This window comes from Aestuariibaculum scopimerae, assembly GCF_059428085.1.
In genome coordinates this window covers 224,438-248,594 of sequence record NZ_CM182089.1, presented here as the reverse complement: position 1 = coordinate 248,594, position 24,157 = coordinate 224,438, and the positions used below count along the sequence as shown (strand labels likewise).

Below are 24,157 nucleotides of genomic sequence, written 5' to 3'. Positions count from 1 at the left end.
CTAACACTCGAAATGACAAACCACAATTAACAGAGACAGCTTTGCGCCTTTACGAGAAAAAAACTTAAACTATGACATTTAAAGAACACATATTACAAGGCATTCCAAACCAATTACCTCAAAAATACAATTACCCCAAAGACGCCAACCGTGCCCCCAAGCGCAAAGACATTTTAACCAAAGAAGAAAAACAGCTTGCCATAAGAAATGCACTCCGATATTTTCCAAAGGCATGGCATGAAGCCTTGGCCGTGGAGTTTGCTCAAGAGCTGCGGGATTACGGACGTATTTATATGTACCGCTTTAAACCGGCCTATGACATGTATGCGCGACCTATTTTAGAATATCCTGCTAAATGCTCACAGGCAGCGGCCATCATGCTCATGATTCAAAATAACTTGAACCCGGCAGTGGCACAACACCCAGAAGAATTAATAACCTATGGAGGTAATGGCGCTGTATTTCAAAATTGGGCACAATACCTGCTAACCATGCAGTACTTAGCTACCATGACGGATGAACAAACCTTGCATATGTATTCAGGACATCCTATGGGCTTATTTCCTTCTTCTAAGGATGCGCCTAGAGTTGTGGTAACTAATGGTATGATGATTCCCAATTACTCCAAACCCGATGACTGGGAAAAATTCAATGCCTTAGGCGTTACACAATATGGACAAATGACGGCCGGTTCGTTTATGTATATAGGTCCGCAAGGTATTGTACACGGAACCACCATTACGGTGATGAATGCCTTTAGAAAAGTATTGCCAAAAGGTGATACCCCGGCTGGAAAAATATTCCTTACCGCCGGACTTGGCGGTATGAGTGGTGCACAACCTAAAGCAGGAAACATAGCTGGCTGTATTACTGTTTGTGCCGAAGTCAATGAAAAAGCAGCCAAAAAGCGACATGAACAAGGTTGGGTAGATGTATTAGTTGAGAATATGGATGCCCTGGTAACCAGAGTTAAGCAAGCCCAAAAAAGCAAGGAAGTGGTTTCTATAGCATACATGGGCAACATTGTAGATGTTTGGGAACGTTTTGATGAAGACAATATATTTATTCATGTAGGATCCGATCAAACCTCCTTACACATTCCTTGGACAGGTGGGTATTATCCGGTAGGATTATCTTATGAGGAATCCAACCGTATGATACGGAACAATCCTGAAAGATTTAAAGAAGCAGTACAAGCTTCGTTACGTCGTCATGCCTCAGCGATCAACAGGCATGCTGTTAAAGGCACTTATTTTTTCGATTATGGGAATGCGTTTCTTTTGGAAGCCTCCCGTGCAGGAGCAGATGTTATGGCACCAAATAATATCGATTTTAAATACCCATCCTATGTGCAGGATATTTTAGGACCTATGTGTTTCGACTATGGGTTCGGACCCTTTCGTTGGGTGTGTACCTCCGGTAAGGCGGAAGATTTAGATAAAACAGATACGATGGCTATGGAAGTCATGCAAGCCATCATGCAAGAAGCTCCTGAAGAAATCCAATTACAAATGCAAGATAACATTACATGGATTAAAGATGCTAAAAAAAACAAGATGGTAGTTGGATCGCAAGCCCGCATTTTATATGCCGATGCCGAGGGGCGTGCTAAGATAGCCGAAGCTTTTAATGAGGCTGTGGCTAAAGGGGATATTGGTCCCGTAGTTTTGGGTAGGGATCACCATGATGTCAGCGGCACCGATTCCCCATACCGAGAAACCTCCAATATCTATGACGGAAGTAAATTTACGGCCGATATGGCCATTCATAATGTTATTGGTGATAGCTTTAGAGGCGCTACTTGGGTATCCATCCATAATGGTGGTGGCGTAGGTTGGGGCGAAGTCATTAATGGTGGTTTTGGCATGCTGTTGGATGGTAGTAAAGCTGCCGAAGCACGCTTGAAAAATATGCTCTTTTTTGACGTGAACAACGGTATTGCCAGACGAAGCTGGGCACGAAATAGCGAAGCCCTTTACGCTATAAAACGGGAAATGGCACGCACACCAAATTTACAGGTAACCATTCCTAATCTAGTAGAAGATCAATTAATAGAAACTTTATTTTAATGCGTACTTTATTTAAGAATATAAAAGAACTGCTTCAAGTTAGAGGTCAAGGTATATTATTTGTTTCAGGAGCAGCCATGAGCGAGCTGCCCACTATAAAAAATGCCTTTCTTTTGGTTGAAGATGGTATTATTAGTGATTTTGGAGCTATGGCAGATTGTCCTACTGGGGCTATCGATAAGGTTATAGATGCCTCAGGTAAAATTGTAATGCCTACTTGGTGCGATTCCCATACCCATTTGGTATATGCAGGCAATCGGGAAGGGGAGTTTGTAGATAAAATAAAAGGGCTCTCTTATCAGGATATAGCCAATAAAGGGGGTGGCATATTAAACTCTGCCAAAACACTTCAAGAAACTTCTGAAGATGACCTATACCAGCAAAGCAAAATACGTTTAGAGGAAGTTGTTCGTATGGGTACAGGAGCCATTGAGATTAAATCGGGTTATGGGCTGACGTTAGACTCTGAGATAAAAATGCTCAACGTTATTAAACGCTTAAAGGGCCATTACAATATTCCAATAAAAGCTACTTTTTTAGGAGCACATGCCGTGCCATCAAATTATAAAGACAACAAGGCAGGCTATATAAAACTATTGGTAGATGTCATGCTCCCTAAAGTGGCTGAGGAAGCACTTGCAGAATATATGGATGTGTTTTGCGAAACGGGCTATTTTTCAAAAGAAGATACCGAACTACTATTAGAAGCTGCAAAACAGTATGGACTCACCCCAAAAATACACGTCAATCAATTTACATCCATAGGGGGTGTACAGGTAGGTGTTGCATACAATGCCCTGTCTGTAGACCATTTAGAGGTTATGAACAACGCAGATATAGAAGTCCTAAAGCAAACCAAGACAATGCCCGTAGCATTACCGGGCTGCTCTTATTTTTTGGGCATTCCCTATACTCCTGGAAGAACTATGATTGATGCTGGTTTGCCTTTGGCTTTGGCTACCGATTACAACCCAGGGTCTGCGCCATCAGGTAATATGAACTTTGTAGTGGCAACGGCCTGTATTAAAATGAAACTTACCCCCGAAGAAGCTATTAATGCTGCTACCATAAATGGTGCTTATGCTATGGGGTTAAGCAATCAAGTAGGTAGTATTACTAAAGGCAAAAGTGCCAATTTAATACTCACCAAACCTATCAATTCTTATAGTGTAATACCCTATGCCTTTGGAAGCTCACAAATTGAGACGGTGTTTATTGATGGGGTAAAGGTTTAGTTTAAAATATATGCTCTAAATTGATATTCCAAATGTCAGGCTGAGCATTGCCGAGTTGCAAAATACATTTTTGTAACGAAGGTAGCAAGCGTAGCTTAACGAAGCCCTTTTCATACAGTCATTTTAAGATTCTCGTTGAGCTTCGCTCGTTACCTCCATCAGGAAATGTATTTCCTGTTTCAGGCAATGCTCGAACTGAGACTCCAAATGTTCATGTTGAGCGTTTTGTTAAATGAATTTAACTAGTGTATGAAAATGACAAGTTTAACTTGCAATCCAAATGTCATTTCGAGCGCAGTCGAGAAACTTAACCATCACTATTTTATATCATTAGCAAAACATATCAATTGTAGGATAGAGGAAAGAGGTAATAAAATAGTCTTATATTCAACCCTTAAATCACATATTTTTATTTAATTTACACCCCGAAAAAACTTCAATAACCCTTAAGAGAAGTGTCTAAAACACTAACAGATAGCGAAATAAAGCAAGTTTTTGAAACTTATTACGAGTCTCTTGTATTATATGCGCTTAAGTTTATACCCTCACGGGAAGCCTGCAAAGACCTCGTGCAGGATATTTTTGTGGTGCTATTGGAAAAAGATATGGTATTAAAAGATAAATTAACCCTAAAAGCCTATCTGTACAAAGCCACCCGCAACAAATGTCTTAATACAATAAGGCACGACAAAATCAAAGATAAATACGCTGCCAATGCATTACAGACTCTGGAAGACGATAACCTGTTCCTCAAACAGGTTTTAGAAGAAGAAACCGTTAGGCAACTCTACCAGGCCATAGAAAACCTGCACGACCGTAAAAAAGAAATTATACAGCTCAGCCTTAAAGGGCTTAATAACAAAGACATTGCCGAAACGCTTGGCATTCAACTGCAAACCGTTAAAACCTTAAAATCACAAGCCTACAAACACCTCCGTGAACAATTTAAGGATATGGATTCCATTATTTATATGTTGATATTTGGTTAATCCCCTACGGGGAATGAGCTCGTTTACCAACATATTTTCTATAATACTTCAACCCTGTCTGCCGATAGGCAGGCGCTACGCGATATTTTTTCCACGCCATTTTATTACCACGTAGTGGTTCAAGTATTGTAGCTACATCAATAAAACGGAACCTCTTATTCCCCGTAGGGGATAAACTTTCTAAAAAAAAATTAACTTTACAGTAGTACCGCTTCAAAAATTAAGTGTCCTAATAATAAACAGCGGATAAAATGAATGATATATTCTACATATCAACTCTCATCATAAAAAAGGCACTCAAGGTATTAACCCCTTCCGAAAAAGATGCCTTAGTGGCCTATAAAAAAACATATCCCTTTATTAAAGACGTTACCATACCCAAGCTTATAGACCAAATCACCCAATACGGCCAAATCAACATAGAAAAAGAATGGAAAGAAGTACTGGCAAAACAAAAACAACCTGCCTTGCCGGCAGGCAGGCAAACCGCTGTAAAACCCCTTTACAAAAAACCATGGTTTAAGTACACCGCAGCCGCAGCCGTTTTATTATTAACAGCTTTAACCATTTTAATAAAGACGAATGTCATGTCGAGCGCAGTCGAGACACCCCAACCAGTAATAGTCAACAACCAAATAACCCCGGGCACTAATAAAGCCACTCTAACCCTAGAGGATGGCACCATAGTACCTTTGGAAAAAGGTACCTCATACCAGACAGCCCATGCCAGTAGCAATGGTGAGCAACTAGTTTACAACCCGGCAAAAGATAGCGTACCGCCTAAAGCCTATAGCGTAGAGCAGGCAGTCAACACCTTGACTGTCCCCAGAGGCGGCCAATACCAATTAACTTTAGCCGATGGCACCAAAGTCTGGCTTAATTCTGACACCCAATTAAAATATCCGGTAAGCTTTGTAGAAGGACGCAGTCGTGAAGTAGAATTAGTTTATGGGGAGGTTTATTTTGATGTTACGAGCTCTGCGAAGTTTTCAAGGTCGCAGCCCGACAAAAGTCCTTTTATAGTGCATCATAGCGCCCAGAAAGTAGAAGTTCTAGGAACAGAATTCAACATCAAAGCCTACAAAGACGAACCCCACATATACACCACCCTGATAGAAGGCTCCGTCTCTGTCACTTCGAGCGCAGTCGAGAAGTCTCAACACCCAACACCCAACACCCAACACCTAAAACCCAACACCCAATCCACCCTAAACCTACAAACCGGCCACATCACCCTAACCCAAAATGTAGACGTGTATAACTACACCTCATGGCGCGATGGTATTTTTACTTTTGAAGATATGACCCTAAGCGAAATCATGAAAGTATTGTCCCGTTGGTATGATATGGACGTCGTATTTAAAAACCAAGCCCTTAAAGATATTGCCTTTGTAGGCATATTGGGCAAAAAGCAAACCATTGAAGAAATACTGGAAGCCACAAAAAGCGCCAGTGTAATCAATAATTACGAAATACATGGAAAAACAATTATTCTTAAATAAGTGAAAAACTAAAAACTAAAAGTGAAAAATTAACAAAAATAGAATAGAGAGATATGAGCGGTTAGCAGTCGCAGTCGCGGTCACGGTCGCAGTTGCAGTGTTGGAAAGGCTACTAATTCACAGTCAATAAACCAAGACATCTAAAAATCTAATAATCGAGTAATCTAAAAATTAACAACTAAACCACAAACAAATGCAAAGACATCCAACGTAGCACAAGTTTAGAGTTTTGCTTATTCCGACAAAATTAAAATAGCGAGCCAGAACAACTCCCCTCTAGAGAGGGGTTGGGCCTGCCTGCCGGTAGGCAGGGGTGTGTCAAAGCAACAGTAAGCAAACCTGAAACTAGAGATTCCCGCCTCCGCGGGAATGAAAAAGGGAACAACGCCCATCGTCGAAAATGTCGTTATCCCCTAGGAATTATTAATTCATTACAAACTAATAATAAACAAATTTATGGAATTAAAACTAACTAACGTCTTTTTCCCGTTGATAAAAGAACAACTACGAAAAAGACTCTTAAAGATACTTATGAGAACGCTTATCTTTTTATTATGCACTACGGTATTTAGCTTGGCACCTATACATACCCTGTCTCAAGATAAAGTGGTAATCCCCTCTGATGAGACTGTATCTATTGATGCTGTTTTTAAAATGATAAAAGCGCAAACCGACTATAAGTTTATATACCAAAAAGACATCTTTAAAAACCTCCCCGCTGTACAACTTAAAAAAGGCAGCATAAGCGTGGGTAGGCTGTTACAGCTAAGTATGGGCAACAAAAGTTTTAATGTGGTACTTACCGCCAACAATACCATCCTCATCAAAGCCAAAAACACCCAACAGCAAATACAGGTCTCGGGTAAGGTAACCGATGAAGCAGGCATGCCCATCCCCGGCGCTACGGTGCTTATTAAAGGGACTACTAAAGGTACGGCTACCGATTTGGATGGTAATTATAGTATTACGGTGCCGAACCCAGAAAACGTCTTGGTGTTCTCCGCACTGGGTTTTGCAACTCAAGAAATTACCGTGAGCAACCAAAGTACTATTAATGTAACACTTACAGAAAGTGTAAGCGAGTTGGATGAGGTGGTGTTAAATGCAGGGTATTATAATGTAAAGAAAAGAGAGGCTACTGGAAGTATTTCTCAAATTAAATCAGTTGATATTGAGAAACAAATAGTAAATAATCCTTTGCAGTCATTATATGGAAGAATGTCAGGAGTTTATATTAGTCAAACCTCTGGTGTTCCAGGTTCAAATATAGAGGTTCAAATAAGGGGTATCAATAGTATAGAAAATGGAAATAGACCACTTTATGTTGTCAACGGAGTACCTTTTGAATCACAATCACTTTCTTTCAATTCAGTTAGCGGAGAAACATTCGAAAGTACTAGTCCACTATATAACTTAAATCCCTCTGATATTGAAAGCATAGAAGTTTTGAAAGATGCTGATGCAACTGCTATTTTTGGGTCTAGAGGTGCTAATGGAGTAGTTTTAATAAAAACTAAAATAGGAAAACTGGACGATTTTAAGGTTACATTTGATCATTATTATGGAACGGGTAAAGTTACTCGTAAAATAGATTTGTTAAATACTGAACAATATCTAGAGATGCGTAATGAAGCATTTTCTAATGACGGATTAACACCCCGCAATAGTGACTATGATGTTAATGGCACTTGGGATCAAAATAGATATACCGACTGGCAAGATGTACTAATAGGAGGTACATCTAATACAAGAAACACCAATATTTCAGTCTCTGGAGGAAACATAAGTACAAAATTTCTATTAAGTGCTACTCAATATAATGAAACAACTGTTTTTCCAGGAGATTTAGAGTTCACTAAAAACTCAATTTTTTCTAATTTAAATCATGAATCTAAAAATAGAAAGATTAGTGTTTCGTATACATTTAATTTCAGTAAATCTAAAAGCAATTTATTTTATGGAGACCTTACTTCCTATATAACTCTGCCTCCAAATGCTCCAGAACTGTTTAATGAAGAAAATCAGTTGAATTGGGAAAATGGCACTTGGCAAAATCCTCTTTCTAATATTAAGAGACCGTACGACGGAAGAGATGAAAATTTGATAAATAATTTATTATTTTCATACGAAATTTCTTCGGAATTAAAGTTAAAATCCTCCTTTGGTTATAATAAAACATCAAAAGTTGAAATTCAAAAATTTCCATTAAGTGCTAGAAGTCCTTTTTCGTCATCTACAGGAAATAGAGTTACATACTTTGGAAATAGTTCAGTAGAATCATGGATAGTTGAACCACAGATAGAATGGAGTAAGGTAATTTCTAAAAGTAAATTAAGTATGCTAATAGGAAGTTCTTTTCAGGAAACCAAAAGAATCGGTAAGGCTATTCAAGCAAGCGGATTTTCTTCTGATTATTTAATGGAAAGTATTGAATCAGCAACAACAATTAGACCAGAAAATGCTATTAATTCTAAATATAGATATGTGGCATTTTTTGGAAGGTTAAATTACAATTATAATAGTAGGTACATAATAAATTTAACGGGAAGAAGGGATGGATCTAGTCGTTTTGGTGAAAATAACCGTTTTGCTAATTTTGGAGCTGTTGGAATTGCATGGATATTTTCGAATGAGAAATTCCTTCAAAATAACAATATTATTTCTTTTGGGAAACTTAGAGCAAGTTATGGAATAACAGGAAATGATCAAATAGGTGATTATGAATACTTGGAATTATGGGAGTCAACAAATTATCCATATCAAGAAATTCCAGGACTGCAACCGGATAGAATTTCTAATCCAAACTTTGAGTGGGAAGAAAATAAAAAATTTGAGGTTGGTCTAGAAACAAAGTTTTTTAGAGATAAATTAGACTTCTTAGTCAGCTATTATCTAAATCGATCTTCAAATCAATTAGTTAGATATCCTCTACCCCCTAGTGTCGGTTTTCAATCTGTTCAAGATAATTTACCAGCGGTAGTTGAAAATACAGGAATTGAATTTGAACTATCAACAAGTTTATATAATAACAACAATATTACGTGGAACATGTTTGCCAATTTAACTATTCCCAAAAATAAATTGATTTCTTTCCCCAATATTGAAAATTCAACTTATTCTAATGATTATTTAGTTGGTTATCCTTTAAATATCTACAAATCACTGAATTTTACTGGAGTAAATCCAACTACTGGTCTTTACGAATTTGAAGATTATAACAATGATGGTAATCTTACAGAAGAAGACAGGTATTTGGCTAGAGAGATAGGACAAGAATATTATGGGGGTTTGGGAAGTAGAATTAGTTACAAAGATTTTGAATTGAGTTTTTTATTTCAATTTGTAAAACAATCTGGAATTAACTATGTAAATAATTCAAATGCTCCTGGCTACATGAGTAATTATCCTGTTGAGGTTTTATCTAGATGGAAAACGGAAGGGGACCAAACAAATATTCAGAAGTTTACAACAGGTGTTGACGCTTTACCTTTTTTATATGGAAGAATATTTGGTGATTTTGCTATCTCAGATGCTTCATTCATACGTCTTAAAAACATTGAATTATCATATCAATTACCAATAAATATTATTAAAAAGTTTGGGTTAGCAAACACAAAAATTTTTGTTAGAGGTCAAAATTTATTGACAATATCAAATTTTAAAGGATTAGATCCTGAAAATCAAAATTGGTTAAGATTACCCCCTTTAAGTACAATTGCTACTGGGATTAACTTTTCATTTTAATTTTAAAAAAAGAAAATTATGAAATTAAAAAAATATAAAAACAGATTTACATTAATAGTTTTATCTGTTACACTTTGCTTTTCAAGTTGTGAAGAGTTTATAGATATAGACCCTCCTAAAGATCAAATTATTAATGAAGTTGTGTTTAAAGATGAAAGTACTGTAATAAGTGCTATAACAGGTGTTTATAGTAGAATGATATATGATGGATTTATTAGTGGAAGTCAAAGAGGTTTAAGTTACTTAACAGGAATAATGTCTGATGAATTAACTAATTATAGATCTAGTAATAATGAATTTGCAAATAATAATATTACACCTGTAAATTCTACTTTAAAAACTTATTTGTGGACACAACCATATGAATTTATTTATACAGCAAATTCAATATTAGAAGGACTTAGCAAATCTTCTGATTTCAATGAAGAAATAAAAGAACAATTAATCGGCGAAGCTAAGTTTATAAGGGCATTTTGTTATTTTTATTTAGTTAATATGTATGGTGAAATACCATTATATTTAAATACAGATTACTCATCAAATTCCTTATTACCTCGTACTTCAACAAGTGAGGTGTATAATCAAATCATTTCTGATTTAAATGATGCTCAAGATTTGTTGCCAGATAACTATATTTCTGATTATAGAGCCCGACCAAATAAAATGGTTGCTAAAGCATTATTATCAAGAGTTTACTTGTATGTTGAAGAAAATGAATTAGCGGTTGTATATGCTACTTCAATAATACAAAATCAAGATGATTATAGCTTAGCAAATATAAGCGAGGTTTTTCTGAAAGACAGTCAGGAAACAATATGGCAAATGAAACCAGTTAGAGATGGTTTAAATACAAACGAAGGAAATTTATTTATTCTAAATAGAAGGCCTGTTTATGCTGCTTTAAGTTCAAGTTTACTAATTGCCTTTGATTCTATTGATAAAAGATTAGTTAATTGGATTGAAAGTTATGATGATATAGATAGCGGTATTAGATATTATTTTCCATATAAATACAAAATAAGATCAAGTCAATCTATAGATGAATACTCAGTCGTTTTTCGATTAGCAGAGCAATATTTAATTAGAGCAGAGTCTAATGCCAAGCTGGGAAATTTAAGCGATGCGATTTTAGATATAGATAAAATAAGAGAAAGATCTGGTTTATCGTTGATTCAGGACACCAATCCAAGTATATCACAAAACGAATTATTACTATTAATTGAGCAAGAAAGAAAATTTGAATTGTTTACTGAAAAAGGGCATAGATGGTTTGACCTAAAAAGAACAGGAAGGTCCAATGATGTTTTAAGTAATTTGAAAGGAGTGAACTGGAAGCCTACGGATATTTTATTTCCAATACCACAAGAAGAAATTAACAGAAACCCTAATATGTTACAAAATGATGGTTATTGATATAAAATATAAAATAATGAAGACTAAATTGTATCCATATATACTTTTTTTAATAATCTTAAGTATAAATAACATTCACTGTCAAGTATGGGAAAAAGACTCAGCCTGCATAACCGGTAAAATAATTAAAACAAATAATTTTCAACCTGATAAATTATTTGTTTTAATTGATAGTGACTATTTTTCTTTTTCATCTGATAAAATGTTGGAAATAAAAATTGATGAAAATGGTAAATTTAAATTTACAGTACCTGTGATGGATCGCCCGTATAGATTTGTTCTTAAGCTTCCTCAAAATAAAGATGTTTCGGGTTCTTCTATTACTAGGATCAATAATGCTGAAACACCAAAAAAATATCGTCGCAAATCTGTTATATTATCTGGACTTTTAGAGCCAGGAGACAGGTTGAATCTTGTTTTAAGACAAAGCGAGGGCCAAGTTGAAACATTATTATCGGGAAAAGGTTCTACTAAAATTAAGATTCAAAGTCTATTAAATGATAAAAGGGATAATTTTATAAATAGTCATGGTTTGGTAATAGACTCAATATTTCCTGAGAAAAGTTTAAAAAATTATTACACAGATTTTTATAAGGAATTGAGAGAAATAATTATTTTGTTGGACGAAAATAAAAGCAAAATTAGTTCCAATATGTATGAATACCTGAAATTTTCATACATTGGTTACTTCTATGCGAACTTCAACTATAGATTAGAAGGAGAGTTTGTTGAAATAACAGACGAGAAAATTAAAAAGAAAATAACAGACACTTATTTATCTCTTAATTTCCCAAGTTATAAAGATATTAATATTGATATAATTTCTGCCACATGGGAATATATGACCTTTTTATTAGGACAAGTTAAGTTACTCCTATTATTAGAAAACAATGGAAATAAATTTACATTTGGGGAATACTATAATACTGTGAAAAATAAATTTGTATCAAACAAATTTTTAGAAAAGTCTTCTATTTTATACTATCTTTTTTCTACATACAATCTTAACATATCTAAATCTCTTTTTATACCCTATACTCAAGAAGAAATTGATAAATATTTGAAAGATGCATTAACAATATCAAAAAATCCGTTTGTACTTCGTGAACTAAATGAAAAATTGTTGTTTAGTAAAGGCTCTAAAGTTCCTAATGATTCTTTTATTGATCTTGAGGGTAACTCTGTAAATATAGAAAGCTTTAGAGGAAAAGTAATTCTCATGGATTTTTGGGGTGTAGGGTGTACAGGATGTGCAATTTTTTACAAAAATTTTAAAAAAATTTATGAAGAATTTAGAACTAATCCCAAGTTTCAGCTCTTAAGTATTTGTATTGATAAAAAAAGAGGGCATTGGATTGAAGGAATAGAGAGTGGTTATTATACAAATGAAAATCATTTTAACCTTTACACAGGAGGGTTAGGAGCTAATCATCCTTTTCTGAGTTATTTTAAACTTAAAGAAGTTCCTTTGATTCTTTTGATTGATAAATCTGGAAAGATATATTCTAAAATTGAAGTTTCAACATCAATGAAAGAGTTAAAAAAGTTAATTAACGAAGCCTTAAAAGAATCATAAGTTTTTCCCCGCTCCTACCCGCACGAATCCTTTCGTGTGTGTAGAACAATAAAACCAAAAGCCGATAGCCACCCAGTCTATCGGCTTTTGTTACTACATTTCAAAATTACCCCTCTCCCCTTACCGCCCTTCGCACAAGCATCCCAATCCTTTAAAATTTGATATTTGGTGAATACGTTCACTAAAAAAACACTTTTTTAGGAGAACCACAACCCAACAGGAAATAGATTATATTGAAGAAACTGTAGGACAGGTTACAGGCTTTGAAATTAAATGGAATCCCAAAGCCAAATTTAAAATACCCAAAAGCTTTGTAAGCCTTCGGGCTTGAGCATATAAAATTCAAAAGCCGAGATAAATTTTCTCAGCTTTTTTATTGTCGGGGTTTCCAGTTTTCGGGAAGAAGTTCATCTAGCTGGCTGACCTTGCATTCGGGTATTCGCGCAAGCACATCGGCCAGCCAGGCAAAAGGATTCACATCGTTTTTCTTGCAGCTGCCTAAAAAGGAGTTGTAACACAGAGCTACACAGAGCAAAAGGAGACACACAGAGAAAAGTAAACCTACACGCTTGACGCGTTCCCTTTTTTTGGAGATGAGTTAATTAGCCAATTATTAGGTCATGAGGCTGCCATGTTCATTTAAATTTGTAATTCTGCGAGGTTTGCATCACCTCACAACCATACGCAACACATTAATAGCATATAACGGTAAATTCATAAGCCAATCGTCTTCTCTGTAATCCGACATAGAGGTGCGTATAGAAACCTCGGGATAAAACTTTTTATAAAATGTTTTTAAACTCTTGGCATTTAGATTTTCTTCGGCTTTTACTTCCAGAGGGAGAATGTGTTGTTTATATTGAAGTAAAAAATCTATTTCTGAAGTGCCATTGGCGGCCGACCAATAATATATAGCCGTATCTCTAAAAGAAATAAGTTGTTGCAGTACAAACTGTTCCGTTAGGGCGCCTTTAAATTCTTCGAATATTTGGTTCTTTTCTAATAATATTTTCACATCCATATCTCCTATGGCACTTAGAAGCCCGGTATCGAGTATAAACAGTTTAAAACTGTTTAAATCCTGATAGGCCTTTAAAGGCATGCCGGGCTTATTAACCCTGTGAACCTTGTGTATTAAACCACAATCCAGAAGCCATGTCATGGCCAGTTCGTAATCCTTAGCGCGGGCACCACTGCGAACCTGGCCGTAAATAAATTTTCTATTCTCTTTGGCCAATTGGGAGGGTATGGAATGCCATAGCATACGAATACGTGGTACAATGTCCTGTGGTGCATGCTTGGAAAAGTCCTGCTCATAAGCTATTAAAATACGCTTTTGTATGTTGCGTACTTCGTTAAAATCGGTATAATTTCGAAAATATTCAACAGCTTCGGGCATACCACCTACAAAGTAATATTGCTTTAATAAGTGGATGTATTTTGATTTAAAATCCCGAATCAGCGTCCAGTCTTGCTGTTCCAATAAATCACACAAAGGGTCTTCTCCCAGAGCTTTAAGAAATTCAACAAATGTTAGCGGATACACATCTAAAAATTCTACTTTTCCAACCGGAAAGGACGTGTGTTGATGCAATGCCAATCCTAATAAAGAGCCACCGGAAATCACGTGATATTCGGGTGCATTTTCATAAAAATACTTTAAAGAAGTGAGAGCACCCTCCGCTTCCTGAATTTCATCCAGTATAATGAGGGTGGTTTCCGCTTCAATTTGAACACCCGTTTCTATCTGAATGGCGGTTACAATTCTTTGAATGTCAAAATCATCTTTAAAAATATGCTTGAGCCGTTGACTACTCTCAAAATTAACATAAGCCGTTTTTTGGTAGGCTTGTTCGCCCAAGGTTTTCATGAGCCATGTTTTACCAACCTGTCTAGCGCCTCTTAAAATAAGGGGTTTTCGGTTGGGTTTGTCTTTCCATTGCTTTAAATCTTCAAAAATGGTGCGTATCATAAGCGTCTTTTTTTTGCAAATCTCCTTAGGATTTGTGTGTAAAAATACAAAATCTCCTTTGAGTTTGTGTAAAATATTTCAAAATCTCCTTCGAGTTTGTGTAATAATGGTTCCGCTTTAAGCGGAAAAATGGTTGTAACACGGAGCTTCACAGAGCAAAAAGGAGACACACAGAGAAAAGTAAACCTACACGCTAGACGCGTTTCCTTTTTTGGTTTAGAAGGATTTTAAAAATAATTTTTCAGGAAGATTTTAAGCGGACAGGATTTTACTCTTGGGCTTTGCGGGTACGCCTGTCTGCCGAACTGGCAGGCGTATAATGGTATCCACGGGTTGGGTAATCTTGTCAGGGTTTGCCTTTGCCCGGTGGTGCGGCAGAAGTTTTTAATAATACCAAAAATGTTACGAGGCTGTCGGGTTCACTTGAATTTGGCCTCCAATAGCTTTTAAAACTTTCATGATGGTAGCGAGTGCCGATAACGTATGTCCATCGGCTTTTAATTTTTAGCACCCTTACCGCCCTTCGCACAAGCATCCCAATCCTTTAAAATTTGATATTTGGTGAATACGTTCACTAAAAAAACACTTTTTTAGGAGAACCACAACCCAACAGGAAATAGATTATATTGAAGAAACTGCAGGACAGGTTACAGGCTTTGAAATTAAATGGAATCCCAAAGCCAAAATTAAAATTCCCAAAAGCTTTTTAAATGCTTATGATACCGAAGTTGAAAAAATTACCAGAGATAATTTTAGGGAGCTGTTAACAAAAGGTGTTAACTAACCCAAAAGCCGATAGATACTACATTTGTCGGTTTTTTTTATATCTCAATACTACCTTTTATACTTACAAGTGTCCTTTAATTAGTAAGTGGATATAACCTATAAAGTAAAATTTTATAGTGTTTTTATATCTTATTTTATTAATTAAACTCTTAAATATTTTGAAAAGTATTGGTAATCAATTACAAAGAAAATTTAGTAAAACAAATGATATCGTGGCCATGTTGCCGGATGTATTTAAAATTATGGACATCTGTGCCACCCAATGTCATTACGGTTTGGGCAAATTGCATGGGCAAGCGCTACAAGACACCTGGGCTGCTACCAAGGATACCTCTACAGGAAGCCTGATGGTATCTAAGCGTATTCTGGAAGCCTTGTATGATAATCCGTTTACGGGGCCTTACCCAACCATGGTAGCGCAATCGCCCGGGTTTTTGTTGGGTAACGATTTAACGTGGACGGGTACCATGTCTGGCCTGGGAGAAGTGGCTTATTCTTTTAAAACGGCCAAATTAATAAACCATGGTCAAGTGGCGTACAGTAAAATTTACAACAATTTGGTGACGTTCTTTAACCAGCCGGCCCCCAAACCCACGGATGCTCAGGACCGCTTTAGAGAAATACGTCGGCGCATTACCGACCCCATGCCTACCTTAGATCTTATGATAAGTTCTATGGGGAATCATTTGGATTTTTTGGATTCGAAAAGGCGGTGATAGAGCTGCCCAAAATACCATTCGACACGGAAATATATAACCCGACATTTTAAATGTCGGGTTTTTTTATGGTATAACCCTTTGAAAACAAAATAAGTAAGAAAAAATACCCAATACGTGTGGGATAACGGGTGGTGTGGGTTCGGTAAAAGCTTAGATATTCGCAGTCGTTAAACAATAATGAACAAATATGAATGAATTAGTCACAGTTTTTAGTAACAGTATACAGTTGAGAATGGCAATAACCAGGCTTACAAGGCGAAGCAACTTTCATCAGCTAAACCTCTAAACAATAAACAAAAACAAAAATTTAATCCTTAAATCTAAGTAAAAATGAAAACATCACTTGTACCGGCCACTGTGCCAACCACCATTAACACCTTTGGTAAAACCCTGTTTCGCGCCCTGGGGTGGATTATCAGTTTAATTATGCTAATCATTACCGTAGCGCAGTACCAGGACAGCCTGCAAACGCAGGAACAACTGGAGGGTAGCCGGCAGCGTATTGCGCAAAGTCAGGAAGCCCTCATGAGGGCCCATGTGCAAATGGATACTATGGCCGCACAATTGCAGGTATACCGTACCCGCGATACCGAGATTAATACCCATATAACAGGGGTTATGAATCGTTGGCGTAATCACCTTCGGGATACCAAGCGCACCTTGAGTTATGTGTTACAGGACTACGAACTGGCATTGTACGGGGCCCGTATTCCCGAGGTGCAGGACTATATCTATAACCTGCTCCATAATATGAGTATTCCCTATACGATTGTAGACCAAAACAGTGAAGCACTTGTTCTGGAGCTACCCACCACGGGGAGTTTATGGTCCTTTATGAAAGAACTGGAAGGTTTGCCGCAATTGGAACACATTGTTTTACAACACACACAAACGTCATGGTAAAATTTGTCATAACTCCGGTGCTATGGGTACTAGCGGTATCCATGCACCCTACCATGGCGCAGGAACAACCGATTGATAGCCGGTTTACCATCGATAGTGCCTTGGTGGTCCAACAACCACTCAAGGCCCTGATGGTACTGACAGACTATAACTTAAGCATGCTGGACACACTCCAACCCCTGCTAACTGAAAAGAATACCAATATTAAGAGCCTCATGGACTATGTAAAAGCACAGCACAAAACCCTGAAGGGGCAATTGCTGTTAGCGGATATTAAACTAAGTGAAACGAGCCTGCAGTTGCTTAGCACAAAACAGCAGTTGGAAGTGGAGCGGAAACGGAATGTGTGGCGTACTATTGGGGCCGGGGTTGGAGGTGTTGTGGTGGGAATCATAGGGGGATTAATAATTATTAATTAATGATTAATGATTCGCCGAATGTCATTCAGAGACAAAATTTTTGGTACCCAAACAGACAAAATGAGATGACGAACAACTGTAATCATAGTGTCAGTTCGAGCGCAGTCGAGAACCTTAAAACAGTTAAAAATGAACACGTTGCAAAATACGTCATCGGTAGCATAGCGAAGAATCTTTATTTATGAAGTAATTCTATTAGAAAAGATTCTTCGGTCGTACCTCCCTCTGAATGACATCTCGCTAAACCCTGCCGACAGGCAGATTCTAAACCAAAAACACAAGAGTAAGAAGCTTAAAGCCTAAAGCTTACAGCTTATAGCATAACAATAAATAATTTAAAAACAGAAAACTATGGATTACGTATTAAGAGACAACAAACTAACAACAGATGACCCAAACGACCAAACAGGGCATCCGGTAAATGTTAAAATAAACTACCGCAAAGACATTGTAACCCTGATGACCGGAGAGGGGTCTATACTAAAGAAAACGGAAGTAAACGCTGTGTTAAACGACTACTGGCGCCGTATTAGGGAAATGACGGCACGCGGTGAGGCTTATAGCGATGATAGTTTTAGTACTAAGTTTAGCATTGTGGGCGTGTTTATTAATGAAGATGATGTATTTGACCCCAACCGCCATACCTTGGTGCTATCTGCACAACTTAGAGGTGAACTGTTGGGTGCCTTGGCCGAGGTGCCCCTTAAAAAGGTAGATGCCAACAAAGTGATACCGATAGTAGAAGATGTGTACGATTGGGGTACCCAAACCACCAACATACAGTTAACGGCTGGCGATGTTCTGGAAATTTACGGTGACCAGCTTAAACTGTACAACAACCTTCCCGACGATGAGGGTGTGTTTTTCATCAACCAAAGCGACGGCACCGAAGTGCGCCAAACCGAGTTACGTACCAACGAGCCCAAGACGCTTACCTTGCGTATTCCGGCACTAATCCCCGGGAACTACCGTATTGAAATCCGTAATACGGTATATAAAGGGAAAACCTTGCGGGTTGGGTTGTTTACGCCTGTTTTGGTGGTGAGTTAATTAACAATGTCACGTTGAGCGCAGTCGAAACGCTTAACCAGACGTCATTTAAAGGGTTCTCGACTGCGCTCGAACTGACAGACGTCTATATTAAAATTCTAAGCCTGCCCAACAACGTTGTCTCTACTGTTTAACGTCGTTGGGCAGGCTGTTTATTGTTGTTAAACAGGCTGTTTAATGGTGTTGTCTAAGATTCTGTATACGCTGCAATAGGGTAGGATGTGAATAATGCATAAACACATACGCCGGATGCGGTGTGAGGTTACTCAGACTGTTTTTAGATAGTTTTTTTAATGAGGTAATGAGTGGTTCGCCGCTATAGGTTGTTTTGGCATAGTTATCGGCCTGGTATTCAAATTTTCTTGAAAACAGGTTCATAACCAATCCCGTAATTTCAGAAATAGGCGCATATAGTAACCCAAAGGCAATCAATCCAATATGAAAACTAGGAATATCTACTCCCAATGCATGCGATAGTAAGGGGTTAGATATAAAAAGAGACAGTACATACAACATGACTCCTGTTAATACGATAGAAGCTACTAAGTTAAAGATAATGTGCTTCTTTTTGTAGTGTCCTACCTCGTGCGCCAATACAGCCACAATTTCATCATCATCCAAATCATTAATGAGCGTATCATAAAGTGTTACACGTTTTTCATTACCAAACCCAGAAAAATAGGCATTGGCTTTGGTACTACGCTTAGAGCCATCTATCACAAATATTTTGTCTAGTTTAAAACCTACAGTTTGAGCATATTCCGATATTTTATCCCGTAGACTTCCATCTTCTAAAGGTGTTTGTTTATTAAATAACGGAACAACGAGTCTGGAATAAAACATGTTCATAAATACCGTGAAAACGGCGACCAATCCCCAAGCATAAAGCCAAAAGTAATCTCCTGTAGATTGGTAGAACCATATAATAAGCGCTAGAATAGCACCGCCAATAATGGACATCATTAACCAGCCTTTAATTTTATCCAAAATAAAGGTTTTTAGGGTGGTTTTATTGAAACCAAAACGTGCTTCTATAACAAAGGTGCTGTAATAGGAGAATGGTGTGGTAATAATATCACTGCCAATCATAATAATGCCAAAGAAAATTAATGCTATCACAATAGGATTATCACTATAACTTCTCGCAATGTTATCAACAAATTCAAACCCATCAAAAATTAAAAAGCCCAGCGTTAATAACACAGAAAAGGTAGAGGTAATCAAACCAAATCGGTATTTAGTGGCTTTGTAGTTTTGTGATTTTTTGTATTCTTCTGTGTCGTATACATCTTGTAGCTCCTGAGGCAACGCATCGTTAAAATGCTTCGCGTTTAGAGCATCTAAAATTTTATCAACTACAAAATTGATGATGATAATGGCGATGATGATGTAGAATAAAGTTGTTGCTGTCATGTTTTTAATTAATAATTAATGATTAGTAATTAATAATTATTACCTGGTTATACTTTAGTTGATTGTATGATTTTGAATAATATTTTAAGGATGCTGTAAAGTTCCTTTTCCATTTTAGTAAATTCCTCATCGGTTATATATTTAGTATCTTTTAGAAGTCGTAACCAATAATGCGTTTCCCTTGCTTCTTTATAAGAAATTGACATTTTTGCCCGGAAATCTTTTTTGGAAATACCTCCAATAGCTTCTTCAACATTGGCTCCAATAGATGTTCCTGATCTTAACACTTGTTTTGAAAGCGTGTATTCATTTTCAGAAATTAATTTTTTACTTAAATTAACTATATCAATGGCAAAACTATATATTTTAGTTGCAATTAAATTTTCTTTCATTTGGGTCTTTTTTTAATCACTAATTACACATTACTAATTATTAATCTTTGTCTGATGGCTTCAAAGATAAGGATTCCTGCTGCTACTGAGACGTTCATAGAATCAATGTCTCCCTGCATGGGTATGATAATGTTCTGAGTAGATTGTTCTAGCCAGGCGTCACTTAAACCTGTGGCTTCCGTTCCCACAACGATGGCTGAAGGTTTGGTATAGTCTTGAGAGGTGTAATTAACAGAGGCTTGTAGTGCAGCACAGTACATGGCTATGCCCTTAGATTTTAAAAAATCGATGATTACTTTGGTGGTTCCGGTTGCAATCTGTGTTGTAAAGACACAACCTACACTAGAACGAATGATGTTGGGGTTGTATAAGTCGGTTTTAGGGTTGGCAATAATAACTGCATCTACATTGGCGGCATCGGCAGTTCGTAGAATAGCTCCAATGTTTCCGGGTTTTTCGGGAGCTTCGGCTACCAATACCAATGGGTTTTCCTTATTAAAATTTAAATTGTTTAAGGCATGTTGCTTGCTTTTTGCAATAGCTAGAATACCTTCGGTGGTATCGCGATAGGCCAGTTTTTCGTAAACTTCTTTTGATATCTGGATCGTGCTTGGTTGTACAATCGTTAAGTCATGAAGTTGGGTCTTTGAATACAGTTCAGGATAAAACAAAATAGTATCAATACTATAACCTCCTTTAATCGCTAATGTTATTTCACGAATCCCTTCAATTAAGAATAACCCCGACTTTTTACGTTCACGCGATTTATCTTTTAATTGCACCAATTGTTTAATGTAGGGGTTTTGTATGCTGGTAATTTCTTTCATGAATTGAGTTTCAAAGTTGTAAAGTCGTAAAGTTGTCAGTTCGAGCATTGCCGGAATCAGGAAATGTATTTTGTAACTCGGTAATGCTCAACATGACATTTTGCTATCATAATGTTTTATCTTCAAAATAATTTGTTAACAACGCCACAACATAGCTATAGCTTTCCAGACCCTTATCCTGTTTATTGGCCTTTAGGTAATTACTGTAAAACAGTTTAAAAAAAGGTTCCATTGGGTTTTGATGCGCTTCCCAAAACGCTCGAGTTTCCTTGTAGTTTTTTAGGATGCCTTCGTTAACATCGGCTGCCATATCTTCATAGAGGCATTCATCGCGAAAGTAAATTTCATTTAGGCAGTATCGTAACCCGAATGTATAACCTGCATATTTAAAATAAATGTTATCGTGGTTTATGGCAGCCAAACAGCCTATAAAATTAGCTTCATTTTCAGCAGCATAGCCCAGTTGATGTGCAATTTCATGTGATGAAGTGGTTGGGAACTTAAAAACAGGAATAATAGCATCTACTTGGGCCTCGTTGGTAAGCGGATTAAAATAACCACTAAAGCCCATATATGTTAAAGGGTAACTAAACAAGGACTTTTTAATGCTTTTGGGATGGTATTCCAGATGTGGAAAAATGGTTTTTAAATTATTGTAACCATCTGGTGCCATTTTTAAAATTTGGCTTTTGCTATAGGGTATGTCCACGCGCACCGTATCGTTGTGTGTGATTTCCAAATGCAATGCATTGGATTTTTTGGTTAGTTTTTCAGCCACTAAAATCAATTGTTCGGTGGTGTAATCGTCCTCCAGTTTTAAATTACTGTGCAAGGGCATACGGTAATAGTTGAACCCCCAAAGCACATGAAACGCAAAATAGATGATGGATAGTGCTGCGGTTACGTCTATTATCCATTGCAGGGTGTCTTTTCGCAGCCGTTTTCTGTTGATATAAAACCAGCGAATAACATATATAATGCTTAAAGCATAGATAATATCACCAAACGAAAAAGGAAGCCAACCCAATATGTGTCTGAAAAGTTTGGATATAAAATGATACACACCATCACTGTAATAATGTTCCACAAATTCTGGGTAATCTCTCAGTGATTTAACCAAAATGTATTGGGGAATGAGGAACAGTGCTATAAGGGTTTTTTTCTTTTTCAGCATGCTCCAAAAGTAATAAAAAATTGTGCCTGTTGGTAACCCTGATTGCAGAATCTAAAAGACTGTTGAATGGCTATCATTTTTATTACCTTTGCTCAACTTTAAAAGACCATCATGAATACAGAAGTAAGACAACTGGAACCCACTCAACTTTGGAATAAATTCGCAGACTTAAACGCCGTACCAAGAGCTTCTAAAAAAGAAGCACGCGTGATTGCCTTTATGAAGGATTTTGGTAAACAATTGGGTTTAGAAACTATTGAGGATGAGGTAGGTAATGTAATTATTAAAAAGCCAGCGACTAAAGGAATGGAAAATAAAGCGACCATTGTTATGCAGTCGCATTTAGATATGGTACACCAAAAAAATAACGATACCGTATTTGATTTTGACACCCAAGGTATAAGCATGTTTGTAGAAGGCGATTGGGTAAAAGCCAAAGGTACCACATTAGGTGCTGATAACGGATTGGGGGTAGCCACCATTATGGCTATTTTGGAAAGTACCAACATACCACACCCGTCTATAGAAGCCTTGTTTACCATAGATGAAGAAACGGGTATGACAGGTGCTATGGGCTTAAAGGGCAATGTGCTTACTGGAAGCATTTTGTTGAATTTAGATACCGAGGAAGATGATGAAATAGGTGTTGGGTGTGCTGGTGGAGTGGATGTAACGGCTACCAGAACTTATAAAGAAGAAGAAACACCTGAGTTTAAAATAGGCTATAAGGTTCTTGTAAAAGGCTTGCAAGGTGGACATTCAGGTATGCAAATACATGAAGGTTTGGGGAATGCCAATAAGATTATGAATCGTTTGTTATTTGATGGTTTTGAAAACTTTGGTCTGCGAATTTCTGAAATTGATGGTGGCGGACTGCGTAATGCCATTCCAAGAGAAAGTAAGGCAATTGTTGCCATAGATGCCATTCATGAGGATGCTTTTTTGTTAGATACTGCCACACTGGCAACAGCTATTAAAGCGGAGTTTAAAACGATGGAGCCAAATTTAGAAATACGGGTTTCTAAATGTGAAACCCCCGAAAAAATTATGGATTTAGGGGTACAAGAAGGTATTACAAGGGCCTTGTATGCAGCACAAAACGGTGTGTACCGTATGAGTGCTGACATTCCTGATTTGGTTGAAACTTCCAATAATGTAGCACGTGTTTTAATTAAAGATGGTAACATTCATATAGCTTGCTTAACGCGTTCGGCTATTGAAAGCTCTAAAGAAGACTTAGCAAATACCTTACGTGCTACATTTGAACTTACTGGTTGCGAAGTAGAATTTTCGGGTGATTACCCTGGGTGGACACCAAATATGGATTCACCCATATTAAAGATTATAACAAGACTTTATGAAGATTTAAATGGTGAAAAGCCTCATGTAGCAGCTTGCCACGCCGGATTGGAATGTGGCATTTTAGGACAACATTACCCAGAGATGGATATGGTAAGTTTTGGACCCAATATTAAAGGTGCACATTCACCAGATGAGCGCGTTCAAATCTCATCAGTTCAAAAATATTGGAACTTTGTATTAGAGATTTTAAAACATATTCCAGACCAAGAATCTTAATCTAAAATGCATTTTATCGAAGTTATTTGCATTTTATCTATAATTTTGTATCTTTGGTAGACTGATTGATCAAACTTAATTTACAAGCGTTTCTTTGAATGAAACATAAAGTAAGCACCAAACTGCCTCTAAAGAGAAACATTCAAAGGAATGCTTTTTTATTGCCAATTTTTAAGGAACGGGGTCGTAGCCAGAGCCTCCCCATGGATGACATCTAAAAATACGTTTTATGGCTAATTTGCCACCTTTTAATAATCCATGCTTTTTTAAAGCTTCTTTGGCATAATGTGAACACGTGGGTTGAAATCTACAGGTTGCAGGTGTTAAAGGTGATATCAAAACCTGATATACTTTTATTAGAAATATAAATGGTGCAATTAATAACCTTTTCATTAG

General features: G+C 37.0%; 21 protein-coding genes. 14 read left to right on the top strand and 7 right to left on the bottom strand.

All coding sequences use genetic code 11. From position 1 onward, the window contains the following. Window positions 1–71 precede the first annotated feature (71 nt). From hutU to AC5SR4_RS01115, 8 genes are all read left to right on the top strand, one after another. Window positions 72–2,069 (top strand): urocanate hydratase, encoded by a 1,998-nt coding sequence (hutU, locus tag AC5SR4_RS01150; protein WP_495357707.1) that lies wholly within the window; start codon window positions 72–74, stop codon window positions 2,067–2,069. Then, window positions 2,069–3,304 carry an imidazolonepropionase gene (gene hutI, locus AC5SR4_RS01145; protein WP_495357706.1) on the top strand — a complete coding sequence of 412 codons (1,236 nt, stop codon included), beginning with the start codon at window positions 2,069–2,071 and terminating at the stop codon, window positions 3,302–3,304. The genes hutU and hutI overlap by 1 nt, the downstream gene beginning before the upstream one ends. 455 nt (window positions 3,305–3,759) lie before the next feature. After that, window positions 3,760–4,293 (top strand): sigma-70 family RNA polymerase sigma factor, encoded by a 534-nt coding sequence (locus tag AC5SR4_RS01140; RefSeq protein WP_495357705.1) that lies wholly within the window; start codon window positions 3,760–3,762, stop codon window positions 4,291–4,293. A gap of 251 nt (window positions 4,294–4,544) precedes the next feature. Beyond that, window positions 4,545–5,795 (top strand): FecR family protein, encoded by a 1,251-nt coding sequence (locus tag AC5SR4_RS01135; RefSeq protein WP_495357704.1) that lies wholly within the window; start codon window positions 4,545–4,547, stop codon window positions 5,793–5,795. A gap of 531 nt (window positions 5,796–6,326) precedes the next feature. Further along, complete coding sequence (locus tag AC5SR4_RS01130; RefSeq protein WP_495357703.1) at window positions 6,327–9,539, top strand: SusC/RagA family TonB-linked outer membrane protein; 3,213 nt, start codon at window positions 6,327–6,329, stop codon at window positions 9,537–9,539. A gap of 18 nt (window positions 9,540–9,557) precedes the next feature. After that, window positions 9,558–10,952: a RagB/SusD family nutrient uptake outer membrane protein gene (locus tag AC5SR4_RS01125; protein WP_495357702.1), complete on the top strand. Its 1,395-nt coding sequence runs from the start codon at window positions 9,558–9,560 to the stop codon at window positions 10,950–10,952. 16 nt (window positions 10,953–10,968) lie between these two features. Continuing rightward, window positions 10,969–12,528, top strand: coding sequence for a TlpA family protein disulfide reductase (locus AC5SR4_RS01120; RefSeq protein ID WP_495357701.1), 1,560 nt, complete (start codon window positions 10,969–10,971; stop codon window positions 12,526–12,528). 172 nt (window positions 12,529–12,700) lie between these two features. After that, on the top strand, window positions 12,701–12,859 hold the full coding sequence (locus tag AC5SR4_RS01115) for a DUF4143 domain-containing protein (RefSeq protein WP_495359137.1): 159 nt from the start codon (window positions 12,701–12,703) through the stop codon (window positions 12,857–12,859). A 42-nt stretch (window positions 12,860–12,901) separates the two neighbouring features. Here the strand turns inward: AC5SR4_RS01115 and AC5SR4_RS01110 are convergent, their stop codons facing one another. Next, window positions 12,902–13,123 (bottom strand): transposase domain-containing protein, encoded by a 222-nt coding sequence (locus AC5SR4_RS01110; protein ID WP_495359136.1) that lies wholly within the window; start codon window positions 13,121–13,123, stop codon window positions 12,902–12,904. A gap of 72 nt (window positions 13,124–13,195) precedes the next feature. Then, window positions 13,196–14,500, bottom strand: a complete 1,305-nt coding sequence (locus AC5SR4_RS01105; protein WP_495357700.1) for an ATP-binding protein — start codon at window positions 14,498–14,500, stop codon at window positions 13,196–13,198. A gap of 565 nt (window positions 14,501–15,065) precedes the next feature. Here AC5SR4_RS01105 and AC5SR4_RS01100 point away from each other — a divergent pair. The 5 genes from AC5SR4_RS01100 to AC5SR4_RS01080 all read left to right on the top strand — a co-directional run bounded on the left by AC5SR4_RS01100 (window position 15,066) and on the right by AC5SR4_RS01080 (window position 18,377). Further along, a complete protein-coding gene (locus AC5SR4_RS01100) occupies window positions 15,066–15,284 on the top strand; it encodes a DUF4143 domain-containing protein (RefSeq protein WP_495359135.1) in 219 nt (72 codons plus the stop codon). 160 nt (window positions 15,285–15,444) lie between these two features. Further along, window positions 15,445–16,002 carry an RteC domain-containing protein gene (locus AC5SR4_RS01095; RefSeq protein ID WP_495357699.1) on the top strand — a complete coding sequence of 186 codons (558 nt, stop codon included), beginning with the start codon at window positions 15,445–15,447 and terminating at the stop codon, window positions 16,000–16,002. A 333-nt stretch (window positions 16,003–16,335) separates the two neighbouring features. Next, the gene (locus AC5SR4_RS01090) at window positions 16,336–16,908 is read left to right on the top strand and encodes a hypothetical protein (protein ID WP_495357698.1); all 573 of its coding nucleotides are present in this window, start codon (window positions 16,336–16,338) and stop codon (window positions 16,906–16,908) included. 158 nt (window positions 16,909–17,066) lie between these two features. Continuing rightward, a complete protein-coding gene (locus AC5SR4_RS01085) occupies window positions 17,067–17,327 on the top strand; it encodes a hypothetical protein (protein WP_495357697.1) in 261 nt (86 codons plus the stop codon). Window positions 17,328–17,678: 351 nt separating this feature from the next. Beyond that, window positions 17,679–18,377 (top strand): DNA-binding domain-containing protein, encoded by a 699-nt coding sequence (locus AC5SR4_RS01080; protein WP_495357696.1) that lies wholly within the window; start codon window positions 17,679–17,681, stop codon window positions 18,375–18,377. A gap of 174 nt (window positions 18,378–18,551) precedes the next feature. Here AC5SR4_RS01080 and AC5SR4_RS01075 read toward each other — a convergent pair whose 3' ends face one another. From AC5SR4_RS01075 to AC5SR4_RS01060, 4 genes are all read right to left on the bottom strand, one after another. Then, on the bottom strand, window positions 18,552–19,790 hold the full coding sequence (locus AC5SR4_RS01075; RefSeq protein WP_495357695.1) for a M48 family metallopeptidase: 1,239 nt from the start codon (window positions 19,788–19,790) through the stop codon (window positions 18,552–18,554). A gap of 47 nt (window positions 19,791–19,837) precedes the next feature. Then, window positions 19,838–20,182, bottom strand: a complete 345-nt coding sequence (locus AC5SR4_RS01070; protein WP_495357694.1) for a four helix bundle protein — start codon at window positions 20,180–20,182, stop codon at window positions 19,838–19,840. Between the two features lie 23 nt (window positions 20,183–20,205). Then, entirely contained in the window at window positions 20,206–21,009 is an 804-nt protein-coding gene (locus tag AC5SR4_RS01065; protein WP_495357693.1) for a TrmH family RNA methyltransferase, read from the bottom strand. A gap of 106 nt (window positions 21,010–21,115) precedes the next feature. Beyond that, window positions 21,116–22,183: a DUF3810 domain-containing protein gene (locus AC5SR4_RS01060; RefSeq protein WP_495357692.1), complete on the bottom strand. Its 1,068-nt coding sequence runs from the start codon at window positions 22,181–22,183 to the stop codon at window positions 21,116–21,118. 111 nt (window positions 22,184–22,294) lie between these two features. Here AC5SR4_RS01060 and AC5SR4_RS01055 point away from each other — a divergent pair, with 111 nt between their 5' ends. After that, window positions 22,295–23,761: an aminoacyl-histidine dipeptidase gene (locus tag AC5SR4_RS01055; protein ID WP_495357691.1), complete on the top strand. Its 1,467-nt coding sequence runs from the start codon at window positions 22,295–22,297 to the stop codon at window positions 23,759–23,761. A gap of 171 nt (window positions 23,762–23,932) precedes the next feature. On the opposite strand, the gene yidD is transcribed toward AC5SR4_RS01055, so the two are convergent. After that, window positions 23,933–24,154 (bottom strand): membrane protein insertion efficiency factor YidD, encoded by a 222-nt coding sequence (yidD, locus tag AC5SR4_RS01050; RefSeq protein ID WP_495357690.1) that lies wholly within the window; start codon window positions 24,152–24,154, stop codon window positions 23,933–23,935. Between the last annotated feature and the right edge of the window lie 3 nt (window positions 24,155–24,157).

Excerpts from the sequence above, each read along its gene's own strand:
- hutU (WP_495357707.1), top strand. The coding sequence starts at position 72 with ATGACATTTAAAGAACACATATTACAAGGCATTCCAAACCAATTACCT.
- hutI (WP_495357706.1), top strand. The coding sequence starts at position 2,069 with ATGCGTACTTTATTTAAGAATATAAAAGAACTGCTTCAAGTTAGAGGT.
- AC5SR4_RS01135 (WP_495357704.1), top strand. The coding sequence starts at position 4,545 with ATGAATGATATATTCTACATATCAACTCTCATCATAAAAAAGGCACTC.
- AC5SR4_RS01130 (WP_495357703.1), top strand. The coding sequence starts at position 6,327 with ATGAGAACGCTTATCTTTTTATTATGCACTACGGTATTTAGCTTGGCA.
- AC5SR4_RS01125 (WP_495357702.1), top strand. The coding sequence starts at position 9,558 with ATGAAATTAAAAAAATATAAAAACAGATTTACATTAATAGTTTTATCT.
- AC5SR4_RS01120 (WP_495357701.1), top strand. The coding sequence starts at position 10,969 with ATGAAGACTAAATTGTATCCATATATACTTTTTTTAATAATCTTAAGT.
- AC5SR4_RS01105 (WP_495357700.1), bottom strand. The coding sequence starts at position 14,500 with ATGATACGCACCATTTTTGAAGATTTAAAGCAATGGAAAGACAAACCC.
- AC5SR4_RS01090 (WP_495357698.1), top strand. The coding sequence starts at position 16,336 with ATGAAAACATCACTTGTACCGGCCACTGTGCCAACCACCATTAACACC.
- AC5SR4_RS01085 (WP_495357697.1), top strand. The coding sequence starts at position 17,067 with ATGCTGGACACACTCCAACCCCTGCTAACTGAAAAGAATACCAATATT.
- AC5SR4_RS01080 (WP_495357696.1), top strand. The coding sequence starts at position 17,679 with ATGGATTACGTATTAAGAGACAACAAACTAACAACAGATGACCCAAAC.
- AC5SR4_RS01075 (WP_495357695.1), bottom strand. The coding sequence starts at position 19,790 with ATGACAGCAACAACTTTATTCTACATCATCATCGCCATTATCATCATC.
- AC5SR4_RS01070 (WP_495357694.1), bottom strand. The coding sequence starts at position 20,182 with ATGAAAGAAAATTTAATTGCAACTAAAATATATAGTTTTGCCATTGAT.
- AC5SR4_RS01065 (WP_495357693.1), bottom strand. The coding sequence starts at position 21,009 with ATGAAAGAAATTACCAGCATACAAAACCCCTACATTAAACAATTGGTG.
- AC5SR4_RS01060 (WP_495357692.1), bottom strand. The coding sequence starts at position 22,183 with ATGCTGAAAAAGAAAAAAACCCTTATAGCACTGTTCCTCATTCCCCAA.
- AC5SR4_RS01055 (WP_495357691.1), top strand. The coding sequence starts at position 22,295 with ATGAATACAGAAGTAAGACAACTGGAACCCACTCAACTTTGGAATAAA.
- yidD (WP_495357690.1), bottom strand. The coding sequence starts at position 24,154 with ATGAAAAGGTTATTAATTGCACCATTTATATTTCTAATAAAAGTATAT.